The following is a 19,144-nucleotide window of genomic DNA, read 5'->3' on the forward strand; positions in this document are numbered from 1 at the left end:
GTCAATCGGCCTTGCCCGCCGTCATCGTCCTGGCCGCAAGCAGGACGGCATCAATGATCGCCGCATACGTGCCGCAGCGGCAGAGGTGTGGCGAAGGCGGCGTATTCGTGAAGGCGTCCTTGATCTCCTCGACCGTTGGATTCGCATTTCTGGAGAGCAGGTCGACCGCCGCAATCATCATGCCGCTCTGGCAGTAGCCGCACTGTGGCACCTGTTCGTCGATCCAGGCCTGCTGCACGGGATGCAGGGCGCCGGCGGAACCAGCCTCGGCTGGCGGATGGTCCGCCGCCCAGAGCGCGGACAAGCCTTCAATGGTGGTGACGCGTTTGCCGTTGACGGACCCCGCCGGCGTGGCGCAGGAGCGAACCTCCTTGCCGTCCACCAGCACGGCGCACGCGCCGCACTGCGCCAGCCCGCAGCCGAAACGCGGGCCCGTGAGGTTCAACTCATTGCGTAGCACATAGAGCAATGGGGTTTGTGGTGCGGCGGCGATCGCCTTCCGCGCGCCATTCACAGTCATCGTGAGTTTCGAAGCCAAGAACAGTCCTCCTGCAGAGACACGAATCGTATGTTGCCTGCGAGTGCGGGGCAGACGGCCGAGACCGGGTTCAGCCGGCCATCGGGCCGGACCGGCGGGCAGTGGCCACCAGGTACCACGCCGGCCAGCTCAGCGCCCAGTTGGGCAGCCACGGCCCGCTAAAGGCCCACGTCGGAATGGTAAGCGCCGTTACACTGACGGCGAGAAGGATAGCCGGTCCGGGCCGGATGCGCGCCAGCCGCAGGCCTTGCCCGGCGCCCCACAGCGCGGGGATCAGGAACAGCAACAGGCAGAATCTCGACAGGGATTCGATGTTGAACCGCGCGAAGCAGAACAGGCAGGGCAGGCCGCTGAGGGCTGCGCTCACCCACAGGGTGCGGCGCGAAAGCGAGCCGACGGCGAAGCCGCAGGTCCACGACCATCCGGCGAGCAGCAGCGCCTGCCAGCAGAGCAGCGAGAGTCCCGGTGGCAGCGACCACCCCGTGCCGCGCAGCAAGGCGGCGTCGATGGTCTGCTGCCAGGTCCTGCTGACGGTTAGGGAGAAGCCCATGAGCAGCAATGTGCACGGCCACGCCAGGCCGAACGCGGCCAGCCAGGGCCGCCAGTTCCGCCACAGCAGCAGGTGCCGCCGGAAGGCCAGCCCGGCGACGCCAAGGAACATGCGCGGCGTGCTCTCGCCTGCCTCCATCAAGTCACCCAACACCGCCTCGCGCTCGCGAGACTCGAGGAGTTGGGATACCGCGTCCACCAGGGTCAGCCCGAGGTTTCTCATGTCCGCTTCTCCGTCATGCCAACCGTTGGGTCCGGTTTTCCGCCCACGAGACGCCGATGCTCAACCGGATCACCGCCTCGTAGAAGTCCTTGGCCGCGGTGACACCCTTCGGCGTCACCCGCACCATCCGCTTCGCCCGGCCCCCTCGCTGCGCGGTCGCCTCGCCCATCCAGGTCTCGACGAAGCCCTTGGACTCCAGCCGGTCTACTGTGGTGTAAAGCGCGCCGATCGAGCAACGCCGGCCGGTGGTCGATTCAATCTCCTCGCGCATCGCCGCGCCATAAGCGTCGTCGCCGAGCCGGGCAGCCGCCGTAATCAGAAGGTATTCAAACTCGCCCAGCATGATTTGAATCACATTGTGCTACTAATGCCGGATCGTGTCAAGAGCCGCCTGCGGTCGGGAATGCAAACTTCTCGCCCCGCCGCGTGTAAACAGATTGCCTCCGCCGCCCAATTTGTGAGTCCCGGCCGTATAATCAGGCAGTCTATGGGAAAGAACGACCTGCTCCCCGGCACTCTCGACATGATGGTCCTCAAAACGCTTACCCGAGGAACCCTCCACGGCTACGCCATCGCCCAACTCCTCCGCCAGCTTTCCGAGGACATCCTGCAGGTGGAAGAAGGCTCGCTCTATCCCGCCCTGCAGCGCCTGGAACTCAACGGCTGGATCGAAGGCGAATGGGGTCAGTCCGCCAACAACCGCCGCGCCCGCTTCTACAAACTCACTGCCGATGGCCGCAAACAGCTCGCCTCCGAAACGGCCCGTTACCGCGAAATGTCTGGCGCCATTGCCCGGGTCATGGGCTTGGCCTGATCTCGTGCCGCTGGAATACCGTAATTGGGATGACACTCTGGGTTTGTTCGCCGCTCGCGCTCATCCACGGCAACATGCACTCTGGGCTGCTATCGCAGCTCCAGGTACGGCCGCAGCAGCGCTGTCAGCTCCTCGGCACTCACGGCCGCCGCCGCTTTCTCCGAGGCAAACCGGATATTGAAGCGAGAACCGTGCCGTGCCCGTTCTTCCCGCTCCAACTGCTCCCGCAACGGCCGCACCCTCCGCCTCCGCACCCGGTCATACTCGCTCTCCAGCCGCCGGCGGCGCTCCTTATCCCGGGTACCCATCATGCTGGAGCGGAGCCTCCGTTCCTCCTCCGTCGTGCCCCAATGCACGGAGTCATACCCGGGCAGACCCAGCAGTTGCCGGTTCGTGAATCCCCCACCATCCAGTTGAAACTCGATGTGGTCGCCCTTGAGCTTTACCAGTGTGACCGCCGCCACCTGGCCCCGCCGCAGTGCAATCCCATACTTCGCCAACCGCCCACCGGCCTCATCCGAGTGCCCGGCCGGAGCCTCGCGCGCATACACATCGACACCCGAATCGTCGCCCGGCATGTCCACCAGCAGCGTCACCTGCCTTCCTCGAAAATGCTCCTCCATTGCCGTTGGCGGCTGGCCTTGCAGAGCCGCCGCAAGACCGAGAAACAATAGTGATCGCATCATAGAGGCAGCCCATCCCCTCACTCGCTGATTTGGAGCAAGGCGCGTCGGAAGCCGGGCCGCCGCCCGCGTGCTCCGCAACCCCGCGCCAAACTCTCTAGAGTATGCCGCAACATCGGCTCGTTTGCGTCCGCGCGAACCGTGCCGCAAATCGTGGACAATGTCTGGTATGCCGCAAGCCCGCCCCCCGCGGAATCCGGATGGCAGCCCGCCCTGCCTGCACCAGGCCGTTGGCGGCACCGCGGCGTGGCGCCGGCTCTCCGAAGCGTTCTACGGCCGCGTCGCACAGGATCCACGTCTCCGCCACCTCTTTCCGGGCAAGTCCTTTCACTGCGCCATCGAGGAACTCACCGCCTTCCTCGTTCAACTCTTTGGCGGGCCCGGCGGCGATACCCAGCGCCGTTGGTGGCTCAGTCTCCACGAGTCGCACCAGCGCTTCAAGATCGGGCACGAGGAGCGCGCCGCCTGGCTGGAGAACATGCGGTCCACCCTCGACGACATGCCCATGGCGCCGGAACACCGCGCCGCCCTGCTCAGGTTCTTCGAGGACTCCTCCGCCCATGTCGTGAATACCGGCGGCCCGGTCCCCACCGCCGCACTCCCGGCAAACCAGCCCGCCGGCGCAACAGAACAGGAGATTGCCCGCCGCTGGCAGGGCCAGTGCGCCCTCGACCAGTTCGTGGCCGCTCTCCGGGCAAACAATGCGGAATCGGCCCTGTCCCTCATGGATGGCCAGGTCCTGCTCGAGCGGTTCCAGTACGACCGTTCCGGGCTCGCGGGCGTGCTCGGACTCATGCTTGGGGTGGACCACCCCTCCATCCAGGCGTACGTCCACACGCGTCTCACCATGGACCCGACCCTCGTAACCGAGCGCTTCGCCGGCCGCACCCTCCTCCACCAGGCCGCCGCCCTCGGCCACCGGCCGTTCGTGGAACTGCTTCTGCGTCTGGGTGCGGATCCCAACGGAATGGACGGCGGCGAGCACACGCCGCTCTATTCGCTCGCCAACGAATACCGCGGCAACGATGGCGGGCCGCTCGTCCGGATTCTCGTGCAGGCCGGCTCCAAGGTTGACGCGAATGGTGGAGCCAAACGCTGCACCGCCCTCCACATGGCCGCTCGCCGGGGCAGCGTGGAAATTGCCGAGGCCCTGCTGGACTGCGGAGCAGCCATCGAAGCCCGCGACAGCCTGGGCGAAACGCCGCTCCGCCGAGCCGTCAATTGCGACAAGATCCGGGTCGCGGCTCTCCTTCTCAACCGCTCAGCGGACCCGCACTCCCTGGGCAGCAAACGCCGCACCCCATTCCTCGCCGCCCGCTCAGAGGCGATGAAAGCCCTGTTGCAGTCGCGCAAATGAACTCGCGCCCGCCGGCCCCGCACGTGCTGATCCCAGCCCGGATGGAACGGGCCTTCAGAACCGCAGCCGCAGCCCAGCCCACGCCCCGCGCGGGGCACCCGGAGCATAGAACGTCGACTGCTGTACCGGATATTCTCCATTCGAAGTCGCCGGAAATGGCCGGGCCACGAAGTTCCCTTGCGCCGTGAACCCCGTCGGACCCAGTTGCGCCGCCGAGTAGTAACACCGGTCCAACAGGTTGTTGATCCGCGCGAACAACTCCACCCGCCGGTGCAGTTGATACCGCGCCCCCAGGTTCACCACCCCATACCCGGCAGACCGCCCCGGACCCAGATAGTACGTCCCATCGGGCTGATGCTGGTTGTTCTCGTTGCCCCGCGCATACGAACCGGAGGCGCCAATCACGTTCAGATCCACCAGCAGCTTCGACGTCACCTGGACATCGGCATAGGCCTTCACCAGGTGGCTCGGGATGAGCGGGATATGGCTGCCTGGCTCAATCTCGATCGTCCCCTCCAGCCCGCGCGAGACCGTCCGCGCCAGATCGTTGCTGCTGTTCCCGCTGCCATTTACCGCCTCGCTGCTCTCAAACGTGGCCCGCAAAAACGTGTAGCCACCTCCATACGTCACCCTTCCGGCGCGCGCACTCATATCCAGTTCCAGGCCCTGCCGGCGTGTCGTCTCGAAGTTCTTGAAGTAGCCGAACCCCGTCTGCTGCGACGCGACAAACAGAATGTCATCGTGATTGGTGGCCCGGAACCACCCCGCGCTCCAGCGCAGCCCATGCTCGCCGCTGCCCCGAACGCCCGCCTCGAACGTCCTCGTCACCACCTGCTGCAAGGGCGGATCCCCCGCCATCGCGTTCGGCAGCTTGCACGGCGTCTCCGGGTCCGCGCAACCCAACTCGATCGACGTCGGCGCCCGGCTGCCCTCCGTATATCCGCCATACAAGCTCACCGCTCCTGTCACGCGATACGTCGCGCCGGCCGCCGGATTGAACCGCCGGAACTCGTGCCAGCCCGTCAACGAGCCGCTGCCCGCCGCCGGACGGATCCGGTCGAGGTTGTCGATCGTCGTCCGGTTGAACCGCCCCGAGACCGTGAGATTCAGCCGGCCCGCCGTCAGCGTATCCGTGGCGTACACACTGGCGCTGTGCATGCGCCCGCTCAGGTTCACCCGGACGTCGAAGGGTTCGCCGTCCACGTCACCGCCGGTCACGCCATCGCCGAATGCGCCCGTGCCCACCACGCTCCGGTCCGGAGCCAGGTACCCCAGCTCGGACGATTGTTCGAACCCCACGCTGTTCCCGTCATACGCCGCTCCCGCGGTCAACTGGTTTCGGTACCGGCCCATCCGCCCGAACCAGCTCACCTGCCCGGATAGTCCGTAATTGCGCTGCTGCGAGGCGCCGCGGTTGATCAGGCCGTTGCACTTCTCCCCGGGCTCATCGCCCAACAGAACATTGCCGATACAGCGCCAGAACGGGAATGGCGTGTTCGCCGCCGTGGCGCCGGATGTGGGGAACCCCGTATACCCGGCCGCCGTCAACGCCGCCCGCTCCGCCGCACCGGGCTGATAAACCGACTGGTCCAGCGAGTTTTCGTTGATGTCGCCGTTCAGTGTCCTCGTGCGGATGTGCCGGAAATAGGCATTGCCGGAAAAGGTCAGGGCATTCGAAAAGCTGTGCCGCAGTTGCAGATTCACAAACGGCGAACGGTTCGCCGTCTGGTCCGGTTTCGTATAGACGCTGCGGTAATCGCGCTCCAGCAAACGAAGCTCCTGCAGCCCGTTCCCAATCAGCGTATTGTTCGCGTACGCCAGCGTCAGGCCAATCGACGTCCTCTCGCGCTGCCGCCCGATCTTCCCCAGAAACTGCCGCACATTCGAAGGCGACGACGCGCGCCAGCCATCCTCGAAGAACAGGCTGCTCGCCAGGTACCAGTGGAGCCCCTTGGCGGTCGACCCGCCGTGCTCCAGCTCAGCCGTCTTCCGCCCGAAGCTGCCGCCGCTCAATTGCACCGAAGTGCCCGGATGGCTGATGCCGTCTTTCGTCCGCAGTGAGAGCGCGCCGCCCAGCGTGTTCAACCCGAAGAGAGGATCCGACCCTGCGATCATCGCCATCTCGGCCACCGCCACGCGCGGAATCAGATCCCAACTCACCACATCTCCGAACGGCTGGTTCAGCCGCACCCCGTCCATGTAGACCGACACACCCTGCGGCGTCCCCAACAGCGGCGAGGCCGTATAGCCGCGAAAGTTCACATCCGGCTGCAGCGGGTTCCCCTGGATCTCATTCACATAAACATTCGCCAGACGCCGGTTCAGGAAGTCGGACACATCCAGCGCCCCGCTGGCTTCGAGATCCCGGTCTGTCGCCGCCTTCGCTGGGGCGGGCATCTCCTCCAGCAGCCGGTCCAGTCCGGCCAGAGGAGTCGCGCTCACCACCGAAACGGCGTACGAAGACGCTCCAATCTCCAGGCGGATCGTGCGCTGCACCGCGGCGTTCCCTGCGATCTCGAGAGTCTCCGTATAAGTGGCGAAGCCCTCCTTGGTGAGCCGCAGCCGGTAGCGGCCCGCAGGCAGCCCGGACACCGTGCCCAGCCCGCGCCGGTCGCACTGGAAACTCCGCCGGAACCCCGAGTGCAGGCCCTCCAGCCATCCGTGCGCCTCCACCGCCGCGCCCGACCCATCTTTGACCTCCACCTGGATCTCGCCGGCAGGAGCCTGCCCAACGAGAGCCGGCAGGCACGACAACAACAGCAGAACAATCAGGCGCATCGGACGCTGCCAGAACAGAGCCATATGAGGAACATTCGTGCCGGGCCCCATCTGTTCAGGGTATTTTCGCCTGCCCCCAGCGCAGCCGCGAAAACGCCCCAACCCTCATGCCCCCGCTTGCTACAATCAACCCCATCCCCCCGGGCGCACGCACCATGTCAGAATTCTCCTGGACCCAACTGGCTCGTATCGTCTCTACCCGGGAACAGGATCCACCCAATCCCACCCACGACGAAGTCGTCCGCTTCTTCACGGAACTCAGAACCCCGCTCCTTCGCTATCTCTACACCCTGGGACTCCCGCTCAGCGAAGGCGAGGACGTCGCCCAGGAAACCTTCCTCGCCCTCCACCGCCATCTGCTCGAAGGTAAGCCGCGCGACAACCTCCACGGCTGGGTCTTCCGTGTAGCCCGCAACCTCGCCCTGAAGCGCCTGCAGCGGGCTGCCACCACCGGTGGAGAACCCGATTTCCATGACCTCACCGACCCCGCCCCCAACCCGGAGCAGCAGGCTGTCCGCACCCAACAGCAGCGCGCCATCCAGTCGGTGATTGCCGCCCTGCCGGACCTCGACCGCCAGTGCCTCTATCTCCGCGCCGAAGGACTCCGCTACCGCGACATCGCCCAGGCTCTCGACATCTCCCTGGGCTCCGTAGCCCAGGCCCTCAGCCGGGCCCTCGACAAACTCGCCCGGGCGGCCCAACGCTAACGCCATGGCAATCTCCAGGAAAAAACAATGAACAGAATCGGGGTCGAGGGAATATCGCAGCAGGAGCAGCCTCGCCGCAAGCAGGGCTTGGACCACAAGCCGAGCGGTGGCGCATCAGCATGAAGCCGGAAGCGCACATCTCAGAAGAGGAACTCGTCCTGGCCATGGACGGCGAGTTGGAGGCGCCGCGCGCCGCCGAGGTAAGCCGCCACCTGCTCCACTGTTGGGAGTGCCGCGCCCGCCGCACCCGCCTGGAGCAATCCATAGCCGACTACATGGAGCTCCATCGTTCCGCCCCCTGCCCGGCCATCCCACCGGTGGAGGGACCCGCGGCCAAACTCCGGGCCAGCCTCCGTCTTGAAACCGCGCCAACCGCCGCGCAGCCCTGGTGGCGTTGGGCCTGGACGCGAGCCACACCCTCCCTCGTGGCCGGCTCCCTGGCGCTCGTCATCACGCCGCTGGCCCTGATCCTCTGGCTAAGCTCCGCCAAAGTGGAAGCCGCCGGCCCGCTGCCCGATGGCCGCCTGACACCCGGAGCGGCCCGGATCATCTCAAAACAGCAGGTCTGCGTCGCCCCCGCCGGAGACGAAGGCCGTCTCGTCCCGGCCCAACTCGCCCGGCGCGTCTTCGAGGAATACCGCATCTCGAACCCGAGGCCGCGCAGCTACGAAGTGGACTACCTCATCAGCCCGTCGCTCGGCGGCTCCAGCGAACTCAGTAACCTCTGGCCGGTCCCTTACGACCAAGGCCTTTGGACATCGAGAGTGAAAGATGCGCTGGAAGACCACCTGCGAACGCTCGTCTGCGAGGGTCAACTGGACCTGCCCACCGCCCAGCGCGAGATCTCAACCAACTGGATCGCGGCCTACCAGAAGTACTTCCGGACCAAGAAGCCGATGGCAGCGCACGCCCGCTTCGTCAAAGACAGCCCCTGGGAATAGCTGCGGCTGTCGAAATGCACTCTTAATGGCCCGCGCCCAGGCCGCCGGCCCGCGAGTCGCGGAGTGTCCGGCCGCCGGCCACCCGGCATCAGTAGCCCACCAGCGGTGTTTGGTGAAGGTACGCGTCACTGCGCAATTGCGCCAGTACGAAGGCCGCCGCGTCGGCTCGGGAGATGGAACGGATCGTGACGCCCTCCAAGTTGGTCAAGGCCCGCAAATGCCCGCGCTGCGGACCGTTGGTGAAGGCCGCCGGGCGCACAATAATCCAGTCCAGGGAACTGGCCCGGATCAACGCCTCCTGCCGGTCTTTGTCCGCGTAGGTCTCTTGGGTGATCCAGGGGAACACGATCCTGTCGTAAAGGAAGCCGCCGTGGCCTCTGCTGTCGCCGGCCCCGATGCCGGTCACGCAAACCAGGCGCCGGACACCGTGCGTCTCCATGGCGTGAATCAGGATCCGGGTTGCGTCGGAGAACATCGTCGTCGGCGCGCGATGACTCCTCCGGCCGAGCGAGAATACGACCGCGTCTTGCCCACGCACGGCGGCGGCCACGGCCACCGGGTCCAACGCGTCCCCTGCGACCGTACGCAAGCGTTCGTGCCTGGCTTCGAGCTGGGAAGGATCCCGGACCAACGCGGTCACCTCATCGCCCAATGCGAGAGCCTGCGGCACCAGATGCCGGCCCATGCTGCCCGTTGCGCCGAGAATGAGTACTTTCATGACGTCACCCCGCTATTGCTGCCGAACTCGCCAAGCCAGCCCCACCCCTGCCATCACGGCGCCCAGCAGCATGTAGAACGGCTGCAGCGGTGGGTCGCTACTGTAACCAATGATCGCGACCTCGACGGCCAGCCAGATCAGCAGCGCCACCCCGATGCTGAATGCGGCATCGGGCGCCCTTGGATTTCGGCGCCACGCCAACCAGGCCGCCGCCAGCGGGCCCAGCCCAAGGATGGTGAACAGAATCACTCCTGGCACGAAGTAAGTTGCAAACGGCGAGCCCTGCAGCGCCGACAGGGGGAGCGGGATGATCTCGCCCCGTGGCCCAAGCATCAGGGCGGCGCCGCCCGCAAGCGCGCCCAGGCTCAGAAAGATCTCCAGCGAAATGGCGGCCATTGCCAGCGGGCGCAAGGAAGGCGTTTCCGGCATGACCTAGATTGAATCACGAAACACCCCCGCTGCACTGGGTCTTTTCAGATGCCGAGGTATCAATCCCGTGCGAGATTCGCGGGCTGGAAACCGTGGAACTCACCGAAAGCTGCTGGTTCCTCTCTACAAGTCCGCCGAGCCGACAGACAGTGAGTCCAAAACGGTGGCCCGGGTCCATCCAGAAGTTCCACCCCTGCGCCATAACCCACAAGGAGTATAGTGCTCAGCCGCGCCATACCACTCGCCCGGACCCCACTTGTTCCCCAATTCCCGCACTAAGTAATATGAGGTCACCGCGTCTGAAACTCTTTTTTCTCTTTCTTTGCAACACCGGCCTCTCCAAAGCAGCCCTTTTCCCCTTGACACCCCCCTTACCCTGGAATCGCGCCGGCACCCACGCCGGCCATTTTCATTTACAGGGAGTTTGACATCATGGCTACCGTTGCTCAGATCACCGCCAACCAGGCGAACGCGAAGCATTCCACGGGCCCCGTCACCATCGAAGGCAAGGCCCGCACTGCCCAGAACGCCCGCCGCCACGGCTTCACCGCCCAACACCTCAGCATCACGCCCGAAGACCGTGCCGCGTTCACATCCCTCGAAGCCGCCCTGCGCCTCGACACCCGGCCCGCGACCAGCCTCGAGGAAGAGATCTTCCACCGCATCCTCACCCACACCTGGAACCTGCGGCGCATCGAATCCTTCGAGTGCCTGATCCTCGCCGAAACGGACCCATTGGCTGAGACCAACACCCGCGACGGTCAGCTCGAACGCTACGCCCGTTATCGCCGCGACCTCGAGCGCGGCCTTTACCGCGCCATCAAGGAGCTCAGCAAACTCCAAACCGAGCGCGCTGCCCTCGCCCAGCAACACCCCGATGTCGTCAAAGCCGTCCGCGAAAACGTCCCCTTGGCCGAGGTCACCCGCCTGACCAGCAACACCGACGAACTCTTTTTCTACGAAGGCTATGGCCGACCGCGCCGGGCGCTCGAACACCTCACCACCGGCATCGATACCAATCACCCCGACAACCAGGATCCGCTGGCCGACCTCCAGCCGATCCGCGTTCCACGAAACGAAGCCAACCCAATGCGCGAAGACGGGCTGCCCAACCTGAACTACAACTTCTCGGGCCTCTAATCACCAAGCCCAGGCGAAGCCGCCGCCCATCGACGGAACGAAGCCATTGACGACCTCCGCCGCGAGTCGTGACCACAGCCGGAGCCCCATCCAGCACCGCTCTTTGAAATCCTCACCTCTGCCCCCACCAGGGGAGCCCCGACCGCACACGCCGCGCCACAGCTGTGCCCGTGCCTCGCCCAGTTCCTGAGCGCAAGCGACGGGCTCCCCCGAGGACTCCAGTCCCTGAACCCTTGAACTGGTGCGACGAAACGAAGCCACACCGCCGGCCTGCCGGCCGCCGGACCATCTCGGCGCCCGCGCCACGCCCGGCAGTGCGGCCCCGTCTCCTCTATTTACCTGCCTGCCCGGCGCCGCCCGTGCTCGCCGCATACGTCTCGTCCGGCGTCGGCAGCCCGCCCGTCGCCCACTTCTCATTCGGCTGCGCACCCATCCGGAACCGCAGCGTCCCTCCGTTCACAATCTCGCTGTGCGAGATCCACGAGCGGTCCAGCGGCCGGCCGTTCAAGGTCGCCGACTGCACATAGATCTCATCCTCCGACTTCCGCGCCGCTTCCACCGTGAACCGCTTCCCATTCTCCAGCCGGATGCTGGCCTTCTGGAACAGTGGCGACCCGATGGCATAAATCGGCTGCCCCGGATTCACCGGATAGAACCCCAACGCGCTGAAGATGTACCAGGCCGACATTTGCCCGTTGTCCTCATCGCCCAGCCAGCCCGCCGGACCCGGCTTGTAGTTCCGCACCATTACTTCATGCGCCCACTTCTGCGCCTTCCACGGCTGGCCCGCATAGTCGTACAGGTAGATCACGTGGTGTACCGGCTCGTTGATGTGCGCATACTGCCCCATCTCGCCCATCTTCGCTTCCGTCATCTCGTGGATCACCTGCTTGTAGCCGCCCACCTTGAAATCTGTCGTCGTGCTGAACAGTTCGTCCAGCTTCTTCAGGAACGCATCGCGGCCGCCCATCAGCGCCATCAGCCCCGGAACGTCATGCTGCACGGACCAAAGCCATTGCCACGCGTTGCCTTCGGTGAACACTCCACCCCAGTCCAGCGGATCGAACGGAGTCAACCACGACCCATCCCGGTTCCGCCCGCGCATGTAGCCCGTCGACGCGTCATACAGGTTGCGGTACGACTTCGCCTGCTTCATGAACCGCTCGTAGTCATCCTTCTTGCCCAATGCCCGCGCCACCTGCGCGACGCAGAAATCGTCGTACGCATACTCCAGCGTCCGCGCGGCCGACTCCTGCACGCCGCCATCGGCCGGCACGTAGCCCAGTTTCAGGTAATCCTCGATGCCCAGCCGCGCTTTGAAGACCCCGGTGCCCGGCAGCGTCGCGTCCTTGCGGATCGCGGCATACGCCTTCTCGATATCAAACCCGCGGATCCCCTTCATGTAGGCGTCAGCCACGGCCGAGTCGCCGTGCGTGCCGATCATCACGTTGCGCTCAATCGGGTTCGGCCATGTCGGAATCCATCCGCCCTCTTCATACGTATGCACCATCGCCCGCATGATCTCCGCGTTGCGGCTCGGGCTGGCCACCGTCAACAAGGGGAACTGGGCGCGGAACACGTCCCAGAAACCGATATCCGTGAACATGGGGCCCGCGTGCACCTTGCCGTCGTAGAGCCCGTAATGCACCGTCTCGCCCTTCGCGTCCGTCTCGTTCAGCATCCGCGGAAACTGCAGCGAGTGGTAGTAAGCCGTGTAGAACGTCTTTCGCTGCTCGGCCGTGCCGCCCTGGATCTCGAACGTCGCCAGGGCGCGATCCCACACCTGCTGCGCCGCCGCGGCCGCCGCGTCCACATCGGCCTTGGGCAGTTCGGCCTTCATGGCGCGTTCCGCCTGCTCCAGGCTGATCAGCGACGTACCCACGCGTACCGTCACCACCTCGCCCGCGCGGAAGCCAACATACGCGCCCGTATGCGGGCCTGAGCGTTTCTTCGCCTCGTCCTTGGCACCCTTGATGTCCCACGTGCCGGACGACGTGAAAGGCTTGTCAAACTCGGCCACGAAATAGACCGCGAACCCGGGCACCGACCCGCGCGCCGTCAGCGAGTTCGTCCCCGTGATCCGGTTCGACTCCGGGTGGATCTCCACTGAGCTGCCGCCGTTGTTGGCATCCAGCACCACCCAGGCGTCGCCCTCCTTGGGAAACGTGAATCGTAGAATCCCGCCGTGCGCGCTCGGCGCCATCGAGACTTTCGTCTTGTAGTCGTCCAGCAGCACGTCATACCGGTAGGCCTTCGCCGTCTCGTTCGCATGCTGGAACTTCGAGCCCCGCTGATCCGGCAGCACTTTCAGCGGACCCGTGCCGGGCATGATCGAGAACGAGCCCCAGTCAATGGTCCAGGCCGAAGGACGATGCGTCATCCGGAAGCCCCGGATATTGTCCTTGGCGTACTGATAGGGCCAGCCGCCGTCGCCGGTCTGGGCGGTCCAGGCCGCCATTGCATAGGGGATGAAGATGGCCGGATAGGTGTTGCCGCGAGACAACTCGTATTTGGAATCGGTGCCCACCAGGGGGTCGGGCAGATCCGACAGGCGATCCGCGCCGGAGCACAGCGACAGGCAGAGGAGGGGAAGAAGAAAACGTTGCATGGCTAGGGGTATAAATCCACCTACCATGTTAGTCCGAATGAGATGCGCGGCTCTGAAACACCAATGCGTGGCCCCGTCAGGACCGGTTGGGGAATCGGCCCTGCCCGCCTTCCCTGGGCTTGCTCCCGCCCGGCAACAACGGCAGAATTGAGCTTCGCCCCCTGGCGATCCCAATCCGATGCATCATATCCGGCACTCCGCCTCCCTTCTGTTCCTCCTGGCAACCGCCCTCCTCCAGGCGCAACAGCCCTCCGCTGAGCCTCGGCCCACCACGGCCGCTGAGGCGCCCCAACGCGATACCAGCTACATCGACGCCCAGGGAACCGCCCACATCACCCGCGTCGTGCCGGTTCCGAAGACCCTCAGTCCCCAGGCGCAACGCTCGCTCAGCCGCCAGGTGCCCGATCAGGGTCCGCCCCAATCTCTGGCCGAGCGGCGCAAAAGCACCGATGCCTACACCGCCCGAGCTCGCGCGGAATGGACCCGCCTGTGTCCCAATCAACTGGTGGAAGACAAAATCGCCGGTGTCCCTGTCCGCATCGTCACCCCGGAAGGAATGCCCGCGTCCAACCAGGACAAGGTTCTGCTCAACCTCCACGGCGGCGGCTTCAACTCGGATTCCGGCTCCTATACGGAGTCAATTCCCATCGCCTCCTACACGAGGATCAAGGTGGTCGCTGTCCTCTACCGCCTGGCGCCGGAGCATCCGTTCCCGGCCGCTGTCGATGACTCCATCGCTGTCTACAGGGAGTTGCTGAAGACCTATAAGCCCGGCCGCATCGTGATCTATGGCACTTCGGCCGGAGCTATTCTCACCGCCCAGGTGGCCGTCCGCCTCAAGCAACTGGGCTTGCCCCAACCCGCCGCGCTCGGCATCTTCAGCGGCATGGGCGACTTCTCACGCAATGGGGATTCGTTGGCCCTGTTCAGCCTCGGCGGGCTATCCGGACATCTGGAGCCGCCCATCGACGAGCCGCACGACCCCGAATATGCCACCACCACCAACCCTCGGGATCCCGTGCTCTCGCCCATCTTCTCTGACCTGCGCGGCCTGCCGCCCACCCTGTTCATCACCAGCGGCCGCGACTTGCTGCTCTCCGGCACCGTCGATCTCCACCGCGCCTATTACAACGCAGGCGTGGACGCGCGTCTGGTGGTCTTCGACGCGCTGCCCCACGCCTTCTGGTACAACCCGAATCTGCCGGAGGCCATCGAGGCCAATCACATAATGGCCGGCTTCTTCCTCCAGCAGTTGATGAAATGACCCGCCGCCGCCTTCGCGACTGACTAGCCAACCAGGCTGAACCGCTCCGCCTTCGCGCCGCAGATCGGGCACGCAGCCGGCGGCTGCCCGAACTCGATGTGGCCGCACATCGGACACAGGTAGAAGTTCAGCTCCGTCAGGTCCTTCCCCTCCGCCACCGCCTGCAAGGCGAGCTTGTAAAGTTCGGCATGCACCGCTTCGGCCTTCATCGCGAAGCCGAACATGACCCGTGCGCGGTGGTTCTCCTTCTGCGCTTCCTCCAGCATCGGCGGGTACATCGTGGTGAACTCATAGGTCTCACCTTCAATGGCGGACTGCAGGTTGTCCTTCGTGGTGCCTACGCCGTCCATGTTCCGGAAATGCGCTTCGGCGTGAATCCGCTCCGCTTCCGCGGCGGTCCGGAACAGCTTCGCCACATTGGGAAATCCATCGGTCTCGGCCCGCTTGGCAAACGCGCGGTACTTCTGGTGCGCCTGGCTCTCGCCGGAGAATGCTTCCTTCAGATTGTCAGTAGTATTGCTCATCGTGAATACCGTCCTTATTGAGGTGTAAGAAGACGAAACCTGCCGCGCCCAATCGCGAGACCCAGGTGTCATTACGGCTTGAGCATATCACGGGCAAGCAGTGTAATCAGGCCTTAATATCGATAACAAAGGCTCCGAACGCCCGGCCGTGACTGGTTTGGGCCAGGCTCACGCGCGCTCCCCTTCAGCGCTCTGCTTCTCGATGGACACCTGCCCGGATGGCCGGGCTACGAGTAGAACTCCTTGCGGTGCTCTTCGGCATACGTCTTCAGGCGCGCCGCCACCTCGGGATACTGTTCGATCACATTCACCGTCTCGAACGGGTCCTTCTCCATGTCGAACAGGGAAAGCTCGATCGAGGCCTGCCGGAACCTGCCCGGCTTTCCATCGTTGCCCGCCTCGATCAGCGTTCGGTAGTTGTGCGGCACGTGCAGTTTCCAGTGCCCATCGCCGCTGATCACCCCTTCGAAATTGGGCCCCGTGCAGAAGGCGTAGTAGTCGTGCGGATTCCTGGCCCCCGGCTTGTCCACAATGAGATCCCAAACGTTCCTGCCGTCAATCGGGTTCTTTGGCAGCGGAGCCCCGGCCAGACCCGCAAACGTGGGCAGCAGGTCAATCGAGCTGAACGCCTTCACCGACGCCGAACCCGCCTGGATCCGGCCCGGATACCGCATGATGCACGCGCTGCGGGTTCCGCCATCGAAACCGGTTCCCTTCGCCTCCCGGAACGGAGTCGCACCCGCATGGTTGCCGTACGATGTCCACGGACCATTGTCCGAGGTGAAGACGAGCAGCGTGTTGTCCTCCACCCCGTTCTGGCGCAGAGCCTTCGTGATCTCTCCGACTGACCAGTCGATCTCCATCATCACGTCGCCATAGACGCCGGCGCCCGATTTCCCTTTGAACTTCTCGCTCCGGAACAGGGGCACATGCGGCATGGAGTGCGGCACATAGAGAAAGAATGGATTGGCCTTGCTGCGTTGGATGAAGTCGACCGCGTGCTCCGTGTACCACGTCGTCAGCATCGGCTGGTGCTCCGGCGTCATGCGCGGGATCTTTACCTGGCCGTTCTCCCAGAACTGCAAGGGGAACTTGCTGTAGGCCTGGGGGTTCTCCGGATGAAACTCCCACATGTCGTTCGAGTACATCAGGCCGCACGATTCATCGAAGCCTCGAGCCGGCGGACGCGTCTCCGGCTGGTCGCCCACGTGCCACTTGCCGAAGACCGCGGTGCGGTAGTTCTTCGCCTGCAGCACCTGGCCCATCGTGGCGAAGCCGGGATCGAGCCCCCGAGCTCCTGGTCCGTGCGCTCCAAAGACCTTGGTGCGTCCGGGATAGCACCCGCTCAGCAGCGCCGAGCGCGACGCCGAACAAACCGCCTGCGGCACATAGAAGTTGTTAAAGCGGCAGCCCTCGCTCGCCAGCCGCTCGACATTCGGTGTCGGGTAGTTGGGGTGCCCGAATGGCTTGAAGTCAGCCCAGCCCGAATCGTCCAGGAAGATGAGCACGATGTTCGGCGCGCTCGCGGCGCGCACCGCCTGTGGAAGGCCCAGCGAGGTGATGCCGGCGAAGGCCGTTTTCTGGAGGAAGTCTCTGCGGTTCATCTTGGTGCCGCCTCAGAATATCAGGCGCCGGACCCGCCCGCATCGGCCAGCAGTGCGGGACGGAGGCTTCGCGAGGTATCCTTTACAGTCAGGTTGCTCCAGGCGGGAGGACGCTTGGAGCCCACTCTCTGAAAGCAGACTAGCCGACGCGTGAAGACGCTGTACATCGCGTTCGACATCTTTCCCCGCGCCAAAGGGTCTTCGAGCCACATCGCCTCGATGGTCACGGCGCTGGAGCGGACCTTTGGCGCCGTGGAGCTGATCTGCCTCGGCACGCCCGAAATGCCGGCCTACCAGCGCGAAGGCGGCATCGAGATCTACCGCTTCCGCAAGCTCCATCGCGACCTGCTCGCGCGTGCCACCGCGTTCGCTCAGTTCGTGGCTCAGCGCGTCCATAGCCTGCGCGGCAGCCTCACCCTGTCCGTCTTTCGCGACCCGTGGGGCGGCTATCCGCTGCTGCGTGCAACGCCCGGGTGTCCTGTCATCTTTGAAGTGAATGCACTCCCCACCTGGGAACTCGGCTATTCGCGGCCGGCGCTCGCCGCCAACGCGGCTTTGAGGGCCAAACTCGGAGACATGGAACGGCGTTGCCTGCGCGAGGCCGCCCGCGTACTGTGCGTCTCTTCCGTCACGCGGGATGCCCTCGCCGGATTGGGCGTCCACCGTGCGAAGATCGACGTAATCCCCAACGAGGCGCGCGACTTGTTCTTCGCGCCGCCCGGCGGGCCCTCCCCCATTCCGGCGCTGGACTCCGGCAAATGGTTTGCCTATATCGGTAGCCTGCAGTCCTGGCAGGGCGTGGAAGCGATCATCGATGCCTTCGCGCTGGCGGCGCCGGATTGCGAGGACAGCCGGATGCTGATTCTTCACAGCGGCCAGGCCCGTCTGGCACGGCCCGTCGAGCGCGCCATCGCCCGCCGCCAGTTGGGCGGCCGGATCCTGCTGCACCCTCCTCTCGATCCGGAAGGTGTGGCCGGGGTGCTCCAGCGGGTGCGCTTCACCGTGGTGCCGCTGGCCGATACGCCGCGCAACACGGTGCAGGGCTGCTGCCCGGTGAAGATGATAGAATCCATGGCCGCTGCCGCGCCGGTGATCGCGTCCGATCTCGCCGTGTGCCGGGAGTGGTTGCAGGATGGCACGGAAGGTTTGCTGGCGGCCCCGGGCGGCACTCGGGATTGGGCCCTGGCGATCCGGCGCCTGATGCGGGATGAGCCCTTGCGGCGGAGTCTCAGCCAGGGCGCCCGCCGGCGCGCCGAGGCGTGCTTTGCGCCGCCGGTCATCCAGCGGCAATTAGAGCAGCAGTTTCTGACCGCAGCAGGAGGAGGCAATCGATGACTGAGGCACCGCCGGCCGTGGCGCGCGGCCGATTCAAGGGATTTTCCCCGGAGGCGCTGGCCGCCATCCAGACACGGAGTATCACTGGTTCCTGGGAACTTCGCAAGCTCCTCAAGGTGATGACGGAGCTTTCCCACTTCGACGAGGTCAACGACGCCGCGATCAAAAAGGCCAAGACCCGCATGATGGTGTGCATCTTCGCGGCGGTATTCTGCTTCGTCATCGCCTTCTTTTTGATGGCCTTCACTGAGTCCTTGTGGAGCTTTCTGTTGCCGCTGGCCGTCGGCGGCGCGGCCGCGTTCTTCGGCATCAACTATTCGCGGCTGAAGAAAGCAGACCTCATCAACGACTTCCGGCTGTGTCTCCAGCCGGGACTGCGCGACGTGGCCCAGGACCTGGACCCCGAGAAGAAGATCCGCGTCCGGATGGACCTCGCCGGGCCGGTCCAAAGTAAGCAGAAGTCCAAGCAGAACCTGCCTCCAGGACGGTTCGTCAAGGTGACCGAAACCATCTTTGAGGACCCGTGGTGCGAGGTGCGGCTGCCCCTGGTGGATGGCAGCACCGCGCTGCTGGAGTTCGACGTGGAGTGGACCAAGATCGAGCGGGAACGCCGCAACGGCCGCGGCAAGATCAAATCCAAGACGAAGTGGCGCAAGAAGTGCGCCGCGTCGGCGACCCTGCTGCCGCCCGCGCCGGCCAGTTGGAACGAAGCTGCATTGCGGGCCCGTCTGGATCCGCGAAAGGAGAAGGCACAGTTGCTCGAGAAAGACGGTGTCACGGGCGCAAGGCTGCAACGGCATTGGGTGTTCAAGGGAGCCGATGATCCGCCGCCGGAGGCGCCGCCGGCCCGCGAAGTGGTGGGCCTGCTGCTTCGGCTTTACTCCGCGCTGGCTCGCGGCAGCGAGGCCTCCAAATGAGCTGCCAGGCACAAG

At 65.0% G+C, this 19,144-nt stretch carries 18 protein-coding genes; 8 read left to right on the top strand and 10 right to left on the bottom strand.

Annotated features, from left to right (window positions below):
• Nucleotide 1: 1 nt before the first annotated feature.
• The 3 genes from IRI77_RS33795 to IRI77_RS33805 form a co-directional block, all read right to left on the bottom strand.
• Complete coding sequence (locus IRI77_RS33795) at nt 2-520, bottom strand: (2Fe-2S)-binding protein (protein WP_194453896.1); 519 nt, start codon at nt 518-520, stop codon at nt 2-4.
• A gap of 88 nt (nt 521-608) precedes the next feature.
• The gene (locus IRI77_RS33800; RefSeq protein WP_194449338.1) at nt 609-1,310 is read right to left on the bottom strand and encodes a hypothetical protein; all 702 of its coding nucleotides are present in this window, start codon (nt 1,308-1,310) and stop codon (nt 609-611) included.
• Between the two features lie 13 nt (nt 1,311-1,323).
• Nucleotides 1,324-1,665 carry a PadR family transcriptional regulator gene (locus IRI77_RS33805; RefSeq protein ID WP_228486457.1) on the bottom strand — a complete coding sequence of 114 codons (342 nt, stop codon included), beginning with the start codon at nt 1,663-1,665 and terminating at the stop codon, nt 1,324-1,326.
• 132 nt (nt 1,666-1,797) lie between these two features.
• Here IRI77_RS33805 and IRI77_RS33810 point away from each other — a divergent pair, with 132 nt between their 5' ends.
• Entirely contained in the window at nt 1,798-2,124 is a 327-nt protein-coding gene (locus IRI77_RS33810) for a PadR family transcriptional regulator (RefSeq protein ID WP_194449339.1), read from the top strand.
• A gap of 89 nt (nt 2,125-2,213) precedes the next feature.
• Here the strand turns inward: IRI77_RS33810 and IRI77_RS33815 are convergent, their stop codons facing one another.
• Nucleotides 2,214-2,810: a hypothetical protein gene (locus IRI77_RS33815; RefSeq protein ID WP_194449340.1), complete on the bottom strand. Its 597-nt coding sequence runs from the start codon at nt 2,808-2,810 to the stop codon at nt 2,214-2,216.
• A gap of 166 nt (nt 2,811-2,976) precedes the next feature.
• Here IRI77_RS33815 and IRI77_RS33820 point away from each other — a divergent pair, with 166 nt between their 5' ends.
• Nucleotides 2,977-4,164, top strand: coding sequence for an ankyrin repeat domain-containing protein (locus IRI77_RS33820; RefSeq protein ID WP_194449341.1), 1,188 nt, complete (start codon nt 2,977-2,979; stop codon nt 4,162-4,164).
• 54 nt (nt 4,165-4,218) lie between these two features.
• Here IRI77_RS33820 and IRI77_RS33825 read toward each other — a convergent pair whose 3' ends face one another.
• Nucleotides 4,219-6,966: a TonB-dependent receptor gene (locus IRI77_RS33825; protein ID WP_194449342.1), complete on the bottom strand. Its 2,748-nt coding sequence runs from the start codon at nt 6,964-6,966 to the stop codon at nt 4,219-4,221.
• A 131-nt stretch (nt 6,967-7,097) separates the two neighbouring features.
• Between IRI77_RS33825 and IRI77_RS33830 the strand changes: the two genes are divergently transcribed.
• Together IRI77_RS33830 and IRI77_RS38245 are read left to right on the top strand one after the other, a co-directional pair.
• On the top strand, nt 7,098-7,649 hold the full coding sequence (locus tag IRI77_RS33830) for an RNA polymerase sigma factor (RefSeq protein WP_194449343.1): 552 nt from the start codon (nt 7,098-7,100) through the stop codon (nt 7,647-7,649).
• 119 nt (nt 7,650-7,768) lie between these two features.
• Entirely contained in the window at nt 7,769-8,590 is an 822-nt protein-coding gene (locus IRI77_RS38245) for an anti-sigma factor family protein (RefSeq protein WP_228486458.1), read from the top strand.
• A gap of 88 nt (nt 8,591-8,678) precedes the next feature.
• On the opposite strand, the gene IRI77_RS33840 is transcribed toward IRI77_RS38245, so the two are convergent.
• Nucleotides 8,679-9,308 carry an NAD(P)-dependent oxidoreductase gene (locus tag IRI77_RS33840; protein ID WP_194449344.1) on the bottom strand — a complete coding sequence of 210 codons (630 nt, stop codon included), beginning with the start codon at nt 9,306-9,308 and terminating at the stop codon, nt 8,679-8,681.
• Nucleotides 9,309-9,320: 12 nt separating this feature from the next.
• A complete protein-coding gene (locus IRI77_RS33845; RefSeq protein ID WP_194449345.1) occupies nt 9,321-9,737 on the bottom strand; it encodes a hypothetical protein in 417 nt (138 codons plus the stop codon).
• Between the two features lie 432 nt (nt 9,738-10,169).
• Between IRI77_RS33845 and IRI77_RS33850 the strand changes: the two genes are divergently transcribed.
• Nucleotides 10,170-10,877 carry a hypothetical protein gene (locus tag IRI77_RS33850; RefSeq protein WP_194449346.1) on the top strand — a complete coding sequence of 236 codons (708 nt, stop codon included), beginning with the start codon at nt 10,170-10,172 and terminating at the stop codon, nt 10,875-10,877.
• Nucleotides 10,878-11,208: 331 nt separating this feature from the next.
• Here the strand turns inward: IRI77_RS33850 and IRI77_RS33855 are convergent, their stop codons facing one another.
• Nucleotides 11,209-13,485 (bottom strand): GH92 family glycosyl hydrolase, encoded by a 2,277-nt coding sequence (locus tag IRI77_RS33855; protein WP_194449347.1) that lies wholly within the window; start codon nt 13,483-13,485, stop codon nt 11,209-11,211.
• Nucleotides 13,486-13,663: 178 nt separating this feature from the next.
• Between IRI77_RS33855 and IRI77_RS33860 the strand changes: the two genes are divergently transcribed.
• Nucleotides 13,664-14,749 carry an alpha/beta hydrolase gene (locus IRI77_RS33860; RefSeq protein ID WP_194449348.1) on the top strand — a complete coding sequence of 362 codons (1,086 nt, stop codon included), beginning with the start codon at nt 13,664-13,666 and terminating at the stop codon, nt 14,747-14,749.
• A gap of 23 nt (nt 14,750-14,772) precedes the next feature.
• On the opposite strand, the gene IRI77_RS33865 is transcribed toward IRI77_RS33860, so the two are convergent.
• Both IRI77_RS33865 and IRI77_RS33870 read right to left on the bottom strand, forming a co-directional pair.
• Nucleotides 14,773-15,273: a rubrerythrin family protein gene (locus IRI77_RS33865; RefSeq protein WP_194449349.1), complete on the bottom strand. Its 501-nt coding sequence runs from the start codon at nt 15,271-15,273 to the stop codon at nt 14,773-14,775.
• A gap of 227 nt (nt 15,274-15,500) precedes the next feature.
• Nucleotides 15,501-16,877: a sulfatase family protein gene (locus IRI77_RS33870; protein ID WP_194449350.1), complete on the bottom strand. Its 1,377-nt coding sequence runs from the start codon at nt 16,875-16,877 to the stop codon at nt 15,501-15,503.
• Between the two features lie 150 nt (nt 16,878-17,027).
• On the opposite strand from IRI77_RS33870, the gene IRI77_RS33875 reads away from it, so the two are divergent.
• Both IRI77_RS33875 and IRI77_RS33880 read left to right on the top strand, forming a co-directional pair.
• Nucleotides 17,028-18,212 carry a glycosyltransferase family 4 protein gene (locus IRI77_RS33875; RefSeq protein ID WP_194449351.1) on the top strand — a complete coding sequence of 395 codons (1,185 nt, stop codon included), beginning with the start codon at nt 17,028-17,030 and terminating at the stop codon, nt 18,210-18,212.
• Entirely contained in the window at nt 18,209-19,129 is a 921-nt protein-coding gene (locus tag IRI77_RS33880; protein ID WP_194449352.1) for a hypothetical protein, read from the top strand. Before IRI77_RS33875 ends, IRI77_RS33880 begins: the two co-directional genes overlap by 4 nt.
• The last annotated feature ends 15 nt before the right edge of the window (nt 19,130-19,144 follow it).

Source organism: Paludibaculum fermentans, from assembly GCF_015277775.1.
Classification (GTDB): Bacteria; Acidobacteriota; Terriglobia; order Bryobacterales; family Bryobacteraceae; genus Paludibaculum; species Paludibaculum fermentans.

Coding starts and splice junctions, on each gene's coding strand:
- IRI77_RS33820 (WP_194449341.1), top strand. CDS start 2,977: ATGCCGCAAGCCCGCCCCCCGCGGAATCCGGATGGCAGCCCGCCCTGC.
- IRI77_RS33825 (WP_194449342.1), bottom strand. CDS start 6,966: ATGGCTCTGTTCTGGCAGCGTCCGATGCGCCTGATTGTTCTGCTGTTG.
- IRI77_RS33795 (WP_194453896.1), bottom strand. CDS start 520: ATGACTGTGAATGGCGCGCGGAAGGCGATCGCCGCCGCACCACAAACC.
- IRI77_RS33870 (WP_194449350.1), bottom strand. CDS start 16,877: ATGAACCGCAGAGACTTCCTCCAGAAAACGGCCTTCGCCGGCATCACC.
- IRI77_RS33850 (WP_194449346.1), top strand. CDS start 10,170: ATGGCTACCGTTGCTCAGATCACCGCCAACCAGGCGAACGCGAAGCAT.
- IRI77_RS33880 (WP_194449352.1), top strand. CDS start 18,209: ATGACTGAGGCACCGCCGGCCGTGGCGCGCGGCCGATTCAAGGGATTT.
- IRI77_RS33845 (WP_194449345.1), bottom strand. CDS start 9,737: ATGCCGGAAACGCCTTCCTTGCGCCCGCTGGCAATGGCCGCCATTTCG.
- IRI77_RS33815 (WP_194449340.1), bottom strand. CDS start 2,810: ATGATGCGATCACTATTGTTTCTCGGTCTTGCGGCGGCTCTGCAAGGC.
- IRI77_RS33810 (WP_194449339.1), top strand. CDS start 1,798: ATGGGAAAGAACGACCTGCTCCCCGGCACTCTCGACATGATGGTCCTC.
- IRI77_RS38245 (WP_228486458.1), top strand. CDS start 7,769: ATGAAGCCGGAAGCGCACATCTCAGAAGAGGAACTCGTCCTGGCCATG.
- IRI77_RS33855 (WP_194449347.1), bottom strand. CDS start 13,485: ATGCAACGTTTTCTTCTTCCCCTCCTCTGCCTGTCGCTGTGCTCCGGC.
- IRI77_RS33860 (WP_194449348.1), top strand. CDS start 13,664: ATGCATCATATCCGGCACTCCGCCTCCCTTCTGTTCCTCCTGGCAACC.
- IRI77_RS33800 (WP_194449338.1), bottom strand. CDS start 1,310: ATGAGAAACCTCGGGCTGACCCTGGTGGACGCGGTATCCCAACTCCTC.
- IRI77_RS33865 (WP_194449349.1), bottom strand. CDS start 15,273: ATGAGCAATACTACTGACAATCTGAAGGAAGCATTCTCCGGCGAGAGC.
- IRI77_RS33830 (WP_194449343.1), top strand. CDS start 7,098: ATGTCAGAATTCTCCTGGACCCAACTGGCTCGTATCGTCTCTACCCGG.
- IRI77_RS33840 (WP_194449344.1), bottom strand. CDS start 9,308: ATGAAAGTACTCATTCTCGGCGCAACGGGCAGCATGGGCCGGCATCTG.